Source organism: Dechloromonas sp. H13, assembly GCF_009469615.1.
Taxonomy (GTDB): domain Bacteria; phylum Pseudomonadota; class Gammaproteobacteria; order Burkholderiales; family Rhodocyclaceae; genus Azonexus.
Map to the genome: position 1 here is coordinate 559,584 of NZ_SSXX01000001.1, position 13,225 is coordinate 572,808.

At 66.6% G+C, this 13,225-nt stretch carries 9 protein-coding genes; 8 read left to right on the forward strand and 1 reads right to left on the reverse strand.

The window, feature by feature from the left end; translation table 11 throughout:
• The first annotated feature begins 30 nt into the window (after window positions 1-30).
• From GH660_RS17970 to GH660_RS02845, 8 genes are all read left to right on the forward strand, one after another.
• A complete protein-coding gene (locus tag GH660_RS17970) occupies window positions 31-189 on the forward strand; it encodes a hypothetical protein (RefSeq protein WP_228276334.1) in 159 nt (52 codons plus the stop codon).
• 3 nt (window positions 190-192) lie between these two features.
• Window positions 193-1,848, forward strand: a complete 1,656-nt coding sequence (locus tag GH660_RS02815; RefSeq protein ID WP_153145044.1) for a glycoside hydrolase family 57 protein — start codon at window positions 193-195, stop codon at window positions 1,846-1,848.
• 11 nt (window positions 1,849-1,859) lie between these two features.
• Complete coding sequence (locus GH660_RS02820) at window positions 1,860-3,836, forward strand: alpha-amylase/4-alpha-glucanotransferase domain-containing protein (protein ID WP_153145045.1); 1,977 nt, start codon at window positions 1,860-1,862, stop codon at window positions 3,834-3,836.
• A complete protein-coding gene (gene glgP / locus GH660_RS02825; protein WP_153145046.1) occupies window positions 3,833-6,403 on the forward strand; it encodes an alpha-glucan family phosphorylase in 2,571 nt (856 codons plus the stop codon). Before GH660_RS02820 ends, glgP begins: the two co-directional genes overlap by 4 nt.
• Complete coding sequence (gene pgi, locus GH660_RS02830; protein ID WP_153145047.1) at window positions 6,400-7,983, forward strand: glucose-6-phosphate isomerase; 1,584 nt, start codon at window positions 6,400-6,402, stop codon at window positions 7,981-7,983. Before glgP ends, pgi begins: the two co-directional genes overlap by 4 nt.
• Window positions 7,980-9,440: a glycogen synthase GlgA gene (gene glgA / locus GH660_RS02835; RefSeq protein ID WP_153145048.1), complete on the forward strand. Its 1,461-nt coding sequence runs from the start codon at window positions 7,980-7,982 to the stop codon at window positions 9,438-9,440. The genes pgi and glgA overlap by 4 nt, the downstream gene beginning before the upstream one ends.
• Before the next feature lie 8 nt (window positions 9,441-9,448).
• A complete protein-coding gene (locus GH660_RS02840) occupies window positions 9,449-9,931 on the forward strand; it encodes a dihydrofolate reductase (RefSeq protein WP_153145049.1) in 483 nt (160 codons plus the stop codon).
• A gap of 94 nt (window positions 9,932-10,025) precedes the next feature.
• Window positions 10,026-11,141 (forward strand): hypothetical protein, encoded by a 1,116-nt coding sequence (locus tag GH660_RS02845; protein ID WP_153145050.1) that lies wholly within the window; start codon window positions 10,026-10,028, stop codon window positions 11,139-11,141.
• 85 nt (window positions 11,142-11,226) lie between these two features.
• Here the strand turns inward: GH660_RS02845 and GH660_RS02850 are convergent, their stop codons facing one another.
• A complete protein-coding gene (locus GH660_RS02850) occupies window positions 11,227-13,065 on the reverse strand; it encodes a bifunctional diguanylate cyclase/phosphodiesterase (protein WP_153145051.1) in 1,839 nt (612 codons plus the stop codon).
• Window positions 13,066-13,225: the final 160 nt, after the last annotated feature.

Consider the following 13,225-nt stretch of genomic DNA (forward strand, 5'->3'; position numbering starts at 1 on the left):
CTGCCCGGCGTCGAGATCGGCCGCCACGCGGTGCTCAAGCGCTGCGTCATCGACAAGCGCTGCCGCATCCCGCCCGGCATGGTCATCGGCGAAGACCCGGTCGAGGACCGCAAGCGCTTCTTCGTCAGCCCCAAGGGGGTGACCCTGGTCACCGCCGAAATGCTCGGCCAGGGCGCCAACCACCTCTAGGCCATGGCTGACCTCGCCTTCCTCTGGCACATGCACCAGCCGGACTACCGGCACCCGGAAAGCGGCCATTTCGTCCTGCCCTGGGTGCTGTTACACGCCATCAAGGATTATTCCGACATGGCCAGCCACCTCGAGCGCCATCCCGGCGTCCGGTGCACGGTCAACTTCGTGCCGGTGCTGCTCGACCAGATCGAGGATTATTGCGACCAACTGGCCACCCGGCAGTGGCGGGACCCGCTGCTGCGCATTGCTGCCCATCCGGCGCCCGACGAGCTGACCCCGGAGGACCGCGCCTGGCTGCTCGACATGGCCTTCCGCTGCCATGCGCCGACCATGCTCGAGCCCTTCGCCCCCTATCGCCGGCTGCGCGACCTGCTGGCCTTCGTCCGGGTGCAGGACGCCAACGCCCTGAGCTATCTTTCCGGCCACTACTACGCCGATCTCGCAACCTGGTTCCTGCTGGCGTGGACCGGCGAGAGCCTGCGCCGCGACGGACAGGTCGTGCCGGAATTGATGGCCAAGGGTGACGCTTTCACCCTCGCCGACCGCCAGCGCCTGCTGGCCGAGCTCGGCGGCGTGCTGGCCGGGCTGATCCCGCGCTATCGCGCCCTCGGCGAGTGCGGCCAGGTCGAGCTCAGCTGCACGCCGGCCAACCATCCGCTGGCGCCGCTGCTGATCGACTTCGGGACGGCCCGCGAGGCATGGCCCGAAAGCACCCTGCCCTCGGCGCCGGAATATCCGGGCGGCCGTTCCCGCGTCCAGGCCCATCTGGCCGCCGCCGTCGCCAGCCACGCGCAGCGCTTCGGCAAGGCGCCGAGCGGCCTGTGGCCCGCCGAAGGAGCATTGTCGGCCCCCTTCCTCAACCAGATCGGCGACGCGGGCTTTCGCTGGACGGCCAGCAGCCACGGCGTGCTCCGCCACTCGGCCGGCAACCAGGCGCCGACAACCATCCCGTGGCAGCCCCCCGAGGGCACGCCGGGCGACCTCACCCTGTTCTTCCGCAACGAGCACCTCTCCGACCTGATCGGTTTCGAGTACGCCAGATGGCACGGCCGCGACGCCGCCCAGCACTTCATGACCGAACTGAAGGCCATCCATATCCGCGACAAGGAGGCCCTGATCCCGGTCTTCCTCGATGGCGAGAACGCCTGGGAGTACTACCCGTACAACGCCTGGTACTTCTTTTCCGATCTCTACGACACGCTGGAGAACAACAGCGCGATCCGCACCGTGACCCTGAGCCAGGCGGCCGCAACGCAACGCACCCGACGCACTCGCTTGCCGCGCCTCACCGCCGGCAGCTGGGTCTATGGCACGCTGTCGACCTGGATCGGCAACCCGGACAAGAACCGCGCCTGGGATCTGCTGTGCGAGGTCAAGCAGTGCGCCGACCGCGCCCTGCAGGGCGATCGCCTGACGCCCGACGAACGCGCCGCCGTCGAGCGGCGCCTGGCGGTCTGCGAGAGCTCCGACTGGTTCTGGTGGCTCGGCGACTACAACTCGCCGCAGTCGGTCGCCTGCTTCGACGGCCTCTTCCGCGAAAACCTCAAATCCCTCTATCGCCTGCTCCGCCTGCCGGTGCCCGTCGGCCTCGACCACCCGATCAGCCACGGCGGCGGCTCGCCCGAAAGCGGCGGCACAATGCGCCGCGCCACCTGAAAACCGGAACAATGAATCAACCCGTCACCCTTCTGCTCGGCGTCCACGCCCACCAGCCGGTCGGCAATTTCCCGGAAGTCATCGAGGACGCCCACCAGCGCTGCTACAAACCCTTCATCGAAACCCTCCACGCCTACCCGGACTTCCGCTTCGCCGCGCACTTCTCCGGCTGGCTGCTCGACTGGCTGCGCGAGCGCCACCCGGCCGACATGGACCGGCTGGCGGCGATGGTCAGGCGCGGCCAGGTCGAACTGTTCAGCTCGGGCGACACCGAACCCGTGCTCGCCGCCATTCCGCAGCGCGACCGGATCGGCCAACTGCGCACCCTGAACGACAAGCTGGCCGCGTGGACCGGTGTCCGCCCCCAGGGCGCCTGGCTCACCGAGCGCGTCTGGGAATCGTCCGTGGTGGCGGCGCTGGCCGCCACCGGCATCCGCTACGTCACCGTCGACGACTACCATTTCTTCTGCACCGGCAAGACGGCCGACGAACTGGACGGCTACTTCAGCACCGAGGACGACGGCACGCGGCTCGACCTTTTCCCGATTTCCGAAGCCCTGCGCTACCGCCTGCCCTTCTCGCCGGCACACGAGGTCGTCGGCTACCTGGAAGGCCTGGCCGAGCAGGGCCACGCCGCCGCCGTCTATTTCGACGACATCGAGAAATTCGGCATCTGGCCGGAAACCTACGACTGGGTCTACAACCGCGGCTGGCTCAGGGCGCTGATCGAAGGCGTGCTGGCCAGCCCGCTGATCCGCACCGCCACCTACGCCGACTTCCATGCCCGGCAGAACACGCGCGGCATCGTCTACCTGCCGACCACCTCGTACAGCGAGATGAACGAATGGACGCTGCCGATGCCGGCGGCGGCCGCCTACACCAACCTGCTCGCCGGCGAAAAGGCCGCCGGGCGCGGCGACCTGCACCGCCCCTTCGTGCGCGGCGGCATTTGGCGCAACTTCCTGACCCGCTACCCGGAAGCCAACTGGATGCACAAGCGCATGCAGGCGCTCTCCGCCCGCCTCGCGGCGCTGCCGGCGGCGGCGGCCGAACTGACCGCCGACCTCTACCGCGCCCAGGCCAACGACGCCTACTGGCACGGCCTGTTCGGCGGCCTCTACCTGCCGCACCTGCGGCGCGCCGTTTGGCGCAACCTCGTCGCCCTGGAAGCCGGACTCGACGCCCTGCAGCCGCGCCCGCCACTGGTTGCGGTCGACCTCGATTTCGACGGCAAAACCGAAATCCTCACGCACAGCGGGCAGCTGCAGGTCGCCCTGCGCGACGACGGCCTGGGCGCCGCGCACGAACTGCTCAGCTACCCGCTCGCCCACAATTTCGGCGACACCCTGCGCCGCTACCACGAGCACTATCACGACCGCATCGGCAACGCGCCGAGCGAACACCACGGCGAAGGCATCGCCTCGGCGCACGACATCGTCCGCTTCAAGCACCCGGTGAGCGCCGACGACATCGTTCCCGACATCCTGCCGCGCGCCCTCTGGCTGGACGAACTCGACGGCGCAGCCATCGCCGATTACCGCGCCGCCCCGGCCGCGCCCGAATTCACGCGCCCCGGCCTGGTGAAAACCTTCGCCCTCGACGGGTCGACCGCAACCGTCGCCTGGCACTGCCGCGGTCTGGCCGGGCGCCGCATGACGACCCGCCTCAACCTGGCGATGCCCAGCTGCGACGGTTTCCTCGGCCGCTACGTGCTGGCCGACGGCAGCATTCCCGGCGGCTTCGGCCAGCCGCTCGACCTCGTCGCCGCCAACGCGCTGACGCTGGAAGACGGCGTGCTCGGCGGCCACGTGCTGCTGCATACCCCGAATTCGGCCCGAATCGCCGGTCGACCGCAGCAGACGGTCTCCCAAAGCGAGGCCGGCTTTGAGAAAATCATGCAGGCAGTCGAGGTGAGCATCACCTGGACCGTGCCCGCCGACGACTGCACCCTGCGCCTTCAACTGACCATCGCACCGAGCGAAACATGACCGGAACCGTCTACAAACTCGAAGTCAATCCGAAGATTCCGGCCCGCCTGGAGCGCCTGGAGGAACTTGCCAACAACCTCTGGTACAGCTGGGACCGGCCGACGCGCTCGCTCTTCGCGCAGCTCTCGAACCAGCTGTGGAAGGCGACCAACCACAACCCCAAGGCCTTCCTCAAGCGCGCCGACCAGAAGCGCCTGGAAGCCGCCGCCGAGAACCCGGTCTTCCTCGGCACGCTGAACCGCGTCGTCTCGGCCTACGACACCTACCACGAACTGCCCAACATGGCCCATGTCCATGGCCGGCCGTTCCGGGACGACGACCTGATCGCCTACTTCTGCGCCGAGTTCGGCTTCCACGAGAGCCTGCCGATCTATTCCGGCGGCCTCGGCATCCTCGCCGGCGACCATTGCAAGGCGGCCAGCGACATGGGCCTGCCCTTCATCGGCGTCGGCCTCCTCTACCGCCAGGGCTACTTCCACCAGACGCTGGACGCCGACGGCAAGCAACAGGCGACCTACACCGACTCCGATTTCGACGACCTGCCGGTGACGCCGGTGCACGATGCCGACGGCCGCGAGGTGATCGTCGACATCGAGTTCCCCGGCCGCATCGTCCATGCCAAGGTCTGGGAAGTGCGCGCCGGCCATGTCCGGCTGGTCCTGCTCGATACCTGGCTAAACCAAAACAGCGTGCACGACCGCGAGATCACCCATCGCCTCTACGGCGGCGACCGGACGACGCGCATCGAGCAGGAAATCCTGCTCGGCGTCGGCGGCGTGCGCGCCCTCGCCGCCCTCGGCCACAAACCGACGGTCTGGCACATCAACGAGGGCCATGCCGCTTTCCTGATCCTCGAACGCATCCGTAGCCTGGTCACCGGCGGCCTGCCGTTCGCCGCGGCGGTCGAGGCGGTGGCGGCGAAGGTCGTGTTCACGACGCACACGCCGGTGCCGGCCGGGCACGACCATTTCTCCGAGGAAATGATCCGCCATTATTTCTCGCACTGGTGCCACGCCCTCGGCGTGCCCTGCGAGCAGTTGCTGGCGCTCGGCGCCGAGCCGGGCAAAGCGGACTTCAACATGACCGCCCTCGCCCTGCGCGGCTCGCGCCATCACAACGGCGTCTCGCGCATCCACGGCGACGTCTCGGCCAACATCTGCCGCTACCTGTGGCCGCAGATCGACCCCGACGAGAACCCGATGGACTACGTGACCAACGGCGTCCATCTGCCGACCTTCCTCGCCACCGAATGGTTCGAGACCTTCGAGCGCTACCTCGGCACCGGCTGGCGCGAGCGGCAGACCGAGCCCGGCACCTGGGAAGGCATCGCGCGCATCCCCGACCCGACCTTCTGGAGCATCCGCCAGCAGCTCAAGGCGCAGCTGCTGCAACTGGTGCGCGACCGCATCCGCGAGCAGCACCAGCGCAACCAGGGCTCGCCGGCCCACCTCGACCGCCTGCTCAGGTTCGTCGACCCCGAGAACCCGAACATCCTGACCATCGGCTTCGCCCGCCGCTTCGCCACCTACAAGCGCGCCGCCCTGCTCTTCCAGGACCCGGCATGGCTCAGCGAGATCATTGCGCAGGCCGACCGCCCGGTGCTCTTCCTGTTCGCCGGCAAGGCGCATCCGGCCGACCAGCCGGGCCAGGAGATCATCCGCAAGATCGCCCAGATGTCCAAGCGCCCGGAGTTCGAGGGCCGCATCCTGCTCGTCGAGGGCTACGACCTGCACCTCTCGCGCTCGCTGGTCGCCGGCGTCGACGTCTGGCTCAACAACCCGATCTACCCGCTCGAAGCCTCCGGAACCTCAGGCATGAAGGCGGCGATGAACGGCGCCCTAAACCTCTCGGTGCTCGACGGCTGGTGGGGCGAAGGCTACGACGACGAAGGCGACGTGCTCAACGGCTGGGCGATCAAGCCGGCCCCCGGCCATCTCGACGAAGCCCAGCGCGACGCCGAGGAAGCGCGCACGCTGTATGAACTGCTCCAGGACCATGTCATCCCGACCTACTACCGCACCGGCCCGATGGGCTACTCGCCGGAATGGGTGACGATGGCCAAGCAGTCGATCGCCAGCATCGCCCCGCGCTTCAACGTCATCCGCATGGTCGCCGAATACGTCCGCAAGCTCTACGCACCGGCCGCCCTGCACGGCCGCCGCTTCGCCGCCGACGACTATGCCGTCGCCCGCACCGTCGCCGCCTGGAAGGCCCGGGTGCGCGCCGCCTGGCCGGGCGTCCGCCTGCATCGCCTGGACACCCCCGAGCGCCGCCTGTCCTTCGGCACCTCTTTACAGCTCCGGGTCGCCGTCCAGCTCAACGGCCTCGACCCCGACGATGTCACCGTCGAGGCACTGATCGGCCGCCCGGGGCCGAACGGCAGCTTCAGTCGGCGCGCGCGCCACTACCCGCTGAACAGCGAGGGGCCGACCGGCAACGGCGAAATGCTGTACACCATCGACCTGACGCCGGAGCTGTGCGGCAAGCTGGAATACCAGATCCGCATCTTCCCGTCGCACCCGGCGCTGACCCACAAGTTCGAACCCGGCCTGATGATCTGGCTATGAAACTTTCCGACACGCCCGCCTGGCGGGCCCTGACGGCGCATGCCGAAGCGCTGCGCCCGCGGCATCTGCGCGACCTGTTCGCCGCCGACCCGCAACGCTTCGAGAATTTCTCGCTGCGCCACGACGGCCTGCTGCTCGACTTTTCCAAGCAGCGCGTCAGCGGCGAAACGCTCGCCCTGCTGCGCCAGGCGGCGGCCGCCGCCGACCTCGACGGCTGGAAGGCCCGCATGCTGGCCGGCGAGCCGATCAACCACAGCGAAGGGCGCGCCGTCCGCCACATGGCCCTGCGCGCCGGCGACCAGGCGCCGCCCGAAGTGCGCGCCGTGCTGGGGCGCCTGCAGCGCTTCTGCGACAGCATCCACGGCGGCCGCTGGCGCGGCTATTCCGGCGAGCGCATCACCGACATCGTCAATATCGGCATCGGCGGCTCCGACCTCGGGCCGCGCATGGCAGTCAAGGCGCTCGCGGCCTGGCAACAGCCGGACATCGAGGTGCATTTCGTCGCCAATGTCGACAGCGCCGACATCGCCCCGCTTCTCGCCCGACTCAACCCGCGCACGACCCTGTTCATCGTCGCCAGCAAGACCTTCACCACGCTCGAAACCCTGACCAATGCCCGCACCGCCCGCGACTGGCTGGTCGCCGCCGCCGGCGACGCGGACGCCGTGGCCCGCCACTTCGTCGCGCTGTCGACCAACCGCGACGCCACCTGGGAATTCGGCATCGCCGCCGAGAACGTCTTCGAGTTCTGGGACTGGGTCGGCGGCCGCTTCTCGCTGTGGTCGGCGATCGGCCTGGCGATCGCGCTGGCGGTCGGCTGGCGGCATTTCGAACAGCTGCTGGCGGGCGCACGGAGCATGGACGCGCATTTTCTCGCCGCCCCCGCCGCGGAGAACCTGCCGCTGACCCTCGCCCTGCTGACCCTGTGGAACACCGACTTCCTCGGCGCCGGCACCCACGCCGTGCTGCCCTACAGCCAGTCGCTGGCCCTCCTGCCAGCCTACCTGCAGCAGCTCGAAATGGAAAGCAACGGCAAACAGACCGGCCGCGACGGCGAGCCGCTTGGCGTCGCGACCTGCCCGGTGCTCTGGGGCGAGGCCGGCACCAACGGCCAGCATTCCTTCTACCAGCTGTTCCACCAGGGTGGGCAGACCATCCCCTGCGACTTCATCGCCCTGCGCGAAGCCGATTTCCCGCTCGCCGGCCATCATGCCAAGCTGCTCGCCAACTGCCTGGCGCAGTCGGCAGCGCTCGCCTTCGGCCAGACGCGCGCCGAGGTCGAAGCCGCCGGCGTGCCGCCGGCGCTGGTGCCGTTCAAGCTGTTTCCCGGCAACCAGCCGTCGACCACCCTCGTCCTGCCACGCCTGACTCCCTACACGCTGGGCCAGCTACTGGCGCTCTACGAGCACAAGGTGTTCTGCCTCGGCGTCCTGTGGCACCTCAACTCCTTCGACCAGTGGGGTGTCGAGCTCGGCAAGCAGCTCGCCAGCCGGCTGACCCCGCTGCTTGAAGGCACTGGCGACGCCGCCGAATTCGACGCCTCGACGCGCGGCCTGCTGGCCGCCCTGAAGACGCCATGAGTCACCCGTCGATCCTTTTCGTCACCTCCGAGATGGCGCCCTGGGTCAAGACCGGCGGCCTCGGCGACGTCGCCGCCGCCCTGCCGGCGGCATTGCATCGCGCCCGGCACGACGTCCGCGTGCTGATCCCCGCCTACCCGCCCCTGCTCGCCGCTTTTCCGCAGGCGAGCGTGGTGGCCGAACTGCCGGCGCTCGCCCCGGCCCTGCCGCCGGCCCGCCTTCTCGCCGCCGCAACCGGCGACGGCCTGCCGCTGCTCCTGCTCGACTGCCCGCCCTTTTACGCGCGGCCGGGCAACCCGTATCTCGACCCCCACGGCCACGACCAGGCCGACAACGGCCTGCGCTTCGGCCTGCTGTCGCGGGTCGCCGCCCTGCTCGGCCAGCCCGCCTCGCCGCTCGCCTGGCGGCCGGATGTCGTGCACCTCAACGACTGGCAGAGCGCCCTCGCCCCGGCCTGGCTGCATTACGAAGGCGGCGCCGCCAGCGTCGTCACCGTGCACAACATCGCCTTCCAGGGCAACTTCGCCGCCGACCTCTTGCCCGCCATCGGCCTGCCGGCGCACGCCTGGCGTTTCGACAGCGTCGAGTACCACGGCCAGCTGTCCTTCCTCAAGGCCGGCCTGCAGCTGGCGACGCTGCTCTCGACGGTGAGCCCGACCTACGCTCAGGAAATCCAGGACGAGGCTTTCGGCTACGGCCTCGCCCCGCTGCTTCGCCACCGTGCCGGTGCCCTGCGCGGCATCCTGAACGGCGTGGACACGACGCTGTGGAACCCGGCGAACGATCCCGCGCTCGCCGCGTCCTACGCCGCCAACCGGCTGGCCGCCAAGCGCGACAACAAGCGCGCGCTGCAGCTGGAAATGGGGCTCGACGCCGCCGCCGACCGTCCGCTGTTCGGCGTCGTCAGCCGCCTGACAGAACAGAAGGGGCTCGACCTCGTCCTCACCTTGGGCGAAGGCATCACCCAGCTGCCGGCCCAGCTCGCCGTCCTCGGCAGCGGCGACAAGACCATGGAAGCCGGCTTCCGCGAACTGGCGACGCGCTTCCCCGGCCAGATCGCTGTCCGCCTCGGCTTCGACGAAGCGCTGGCGCACCGCATCGAGGCCGGCGCCGACGCCTTCCTGATGCCCTCGCGCTTCGAGCCCTGCGGGTTGAACCAGATGTACAGCCTGCGCTACGGCACGCCGCCCATCGTGCGCGCCACCGGCGGGCTGGCCGACACCGTCGTCGATGTCAATGACGCGACGCTCGCCGACAAGACCGCCAACGGCTTCGTCATCGCCGACGCGACACCGCACGAACTGTGGCTGGCGCTCGAACGCGCGACGCGCAGCTGGCATGACCGCAAGCTGTGGCATCGCATCCAGCAGAACGGCATGCGCCGCGACTTCTCGTGGGAACACGCCGCCCACGACTACGTCACCCTCTACCGCGACGCCATCGCCGCCCGCCCTTGAAAGCCGAGATGCCCGAAATCGTCATCATCGCCGCTGTCGCCAGGAACCGCGTCATCGGCCGCGACAACCATCTGATCTGGAACATCCCGGAAGACATGGCGCACTTCAAAGCGCTGACCGCCGGCCACACGGTCATCATGGGCCGCAAGACCTGGGAGTCGCTGCCGCCGCGCTTCCGTCCGCTGCCCGGCCGGCGCAACATCGTCATTACCCGCCAGCCCGACTACGCCGCCCCCGGCGCCGAAGTCGCCGACTCGCTGGAAAATGCCCTGCAACTGGCGTCAACCGCAACCGTCGCCTTCATCATTGGCGGCGAACAAATTTACACGCAGGCAATGGCCGTTGCCGACCGCCTCGAAATCACCGAAGTTGATCAGGAACCGGACGGCGATGCGTGGTTCCCGGAGATTGCTGCGGTCGACTGGGAAAAAACGGCAAAAACCGATGGGAACGGTTTTGCATTCGTGACCTATCGTCGCCGGGTAGCTTGAGAAAAAATGTGACCCCGCCTCCTTTTGCCTTTCGAAAACCCGCGCAGTTCGGTGAATTCAAACATTAGGCGGCAGACGCACCGTACAGGCGAGCATGCACGGGTTTGATGAAGCCAGCGCCGTTCACAACTACCTCAAGCTGATGCATGAGGTAGTTGTGCGATTGGACTTGGTATCTGCTGCCTGCAACGGGCACTTGAATCTGACACCACCCTACGCCTTCGAGTATTGCTATCTCCAGTATCGGCGCATATGTGAGCTTCTTGCTCTCGGCTGCCTCCAACTGCACGGAGACTTGGCTGTCGCGAGATCATCCGCAGCATCAAAGGAATGGAATGCCGAGCGGATCATGGGCCTGCTCCACAGACATCACCCACACGCATTCCCGCAGTGCGTAACTACGACAAAGACTCCTGACGGCTGGAGCTATGTTGCGAACTCAAAACCTAACGCACTGACTCTCGCGGAGTTCAAGACTCTCTATAGCAAATGTGGATACGTCCTGCACCGTGGAACCATTCGCTCGATCGAAGCCGAACGACCACTCGAGACGTCTGACTACGACAAGCTCATAGCCTGGTCTCACAAAATCGTAGATCTACTCAACCAGCACTTCGTGAGCAGGTCAGACGGTCACGGGCTGTACTTCGTGTCGCTCAAAGCAGAAGAGGTGGGAGGTGGCCCAGCATGCAGTGTCCTACCAGGCTTCACAGAGGACTCCGTCACCGTTGCAACATACAACTTGCAGATTCTTGACTCTGCGGCACAACAACAGGGGTCAGAACACAGTTTTAAATCAAAGGAGCCAGCCAAACCCGAACACTCTCCAAACCTTGTAGTGCAGCCCCAACCCAACTACCGCTGGCAATGCCATCGTTGCCGGACGATCAACCAGCCGTGCACCGACCATTGCGGCGCATGCGGCTTTGCCGCTAATGCCACCGGCTATGAGACTCTCGGGCAGGAAGGCCTCTTGCCTGCCTCCATGTCGGAATCAAAGCTGTTGCTCATGGAGCGCATCGCCCGCGCGATTCACCTTGTCGCGGGCTGCCCATTCCTGGGCGCCGGCGGGTGGTCGTTGTTCATCGCGTCTGCATTCAACCCTTGGGTATTCTGGGCCGGCCTGCTGATCGGTGCGGCGCTATTCGCCATAAGCATCTTTGGCAGCAAGAAAGCGGTGTTTGAAGTACTTTCTATCGGTTGGGTGTGAGCTTGCGTGTCGTCATGCGAGGCTGACACCTAATTTCCGGCGCCTGTTGCGGTCGACCGCAAAAAAGTGGCAAAACCGAAGCACTTTACGTCTGCGCCGGAATCACCAGTCCATGACGGTTGAGCAAGGCTTCAAGATCATGGCTCTGCATCGCGGGGCGGCAATAGAAGCCCTGAAACTCGTCACAGCCCTCGTCGCGCAACGAATCGAACTGGCACTGCGCTTCCACCCCTTCTGCGACGACCGTCATCGACAGGCCGTGCGCCATGGCGATCACGGCGCGGGTAATCGCCAGATCGTCGCGGCTGTGCGGGAGATGCTTGACGAAGGCGCGGTCGACCTTGAGGACATCTACCGGCAACTCCTTCAGGTAGGCGAGCGACGAGTAGCCGGTTCCGAAATCATCGATGGCGAGGCGAACACCGAGGGCGCGCAGGGACTCGAGCAGGGCGGTGGCCTCGGCCATGTTCTTCATCACCGCCGTTTCGGTGATTTCGAATTCGAGCATGGAGGGATCGACGCCGCTGGCCCGCAAGGCCCCGGCGACGTGCTCGGCCAGCGACGGATCGGTCAATTGGTTGGTGGACAGGTTCACGGCGATCGAAAAGTGCGGCAGGCCTGCACGTTGCCAGGCACTGGCCTGTCGGCACGCCTGTTCGATAACCCAATTCCCGAGCGCGATGATGAAATTGCTGGATTCCGCGACGGGAATGAAGCGGTCGGGTCCAAGCACGCCCAGCGTCGGATGGTGCCAGCGGATCAGCGCCTCGACGCCCAGCAGCTTCCCGGAGCTGAACTCGATCTTCGGCTGATAGTAGAGGCGGAATTCGTCGTTGCGCAGGCCTTCGCGCAGCCCCTTCTCGATTTCGAAACGCTCGACGACGCTCTCGCCGAGATCGCTCGAATACTCTGTGGCGCGGTTGTGGCCGAGCGCCTTGGCGCGATACATCGCCATATCGGCATTGGCGAGCAGGGTCGACACATCGATTCCATCGTCGGGGAATACAGCGATGCCGATACTCGCCGTCACCGTGACCTCATGACCCTGAAGCTGCATCGGTTCAGCGATCGCGGTGAGCAGCTTTGAAGCCAGCAGTTGCAGGCCAAGCCGGTCGGAGATGGTCTCGACCATCACGACGAATTCGTCGCCGCCGAGCCGCGCCACCAGATCGCTTTGGCGAACCCTCGCGCGCAGGCGCTGGGCGATTTCACGCAACAGTTGGTCACCCGTCGCATGACCGAGGGTATCGTTGACCGACTTGAAGCCGTCAAGGTCGATGAAAAAGATGGCCAGCCCCTCGTCGTTGCGCCGCGCCATGTTGACCGCATGCTCGAGCGCATCGGTCATCGAGGCGCGGTTGTGCAGGCCGGTCAGCGAATCGTGCGTCGCCATGTCCTGTATGGTCGCCAGCGCATTGACCAGTTCCGCATTGGCTCGCATGATGCGCGCCCGCATCACGCCGATGCGCGCCCCGATCCAGGCGAACGGCGGCAACAGCAGCGCCAGCCAGGCCCACTGATACCACTCGATGTACACATCGACCTTGTCGGGCTTGAGGCTCATCAGGAGGTTGATGACCAGCGCGTAGCCGGCCAGCATGAACAGAGTGGTGGTACCGAAATCGCGCGGCTTGAAACGGAATACGCCGAACAGCATGACGACCAGGCACCATGCCAGCACCAGGCTGCGGTCACGCTCGAAGTGATAGGCGACGAACATGATCACCGTGATCGCCGCCAGCGTCTGAGCGAGCGTCAGGGCCGGGTCGGCGAAGCGCTCGTTGAACTTCAGCTTGAACGCGGCAAGCAGCGCCAGGTTAACAATGGCGATCAGTGCGACGCTGGCAAGCAGGCCATGCAGGCCGATAAGCCCGGCGAAATGACCAAGGAACAACAGCAGCGAAGCAACCAGGTAGGCGCCCACGGCAAGCAGGAAGGCGCGCCAGCGTTTGTCGCCGTGCGGGCCGCCGGAAATTCTCGCGAGGAAGTCGATGGGGTACCCCTTTCGTTATGCTCTGCCGGTCGCCGGCACTTCGACGAACGGCGGATTTTTCAGGAGCATAGCAAAAGGGCTATCAGGCGTG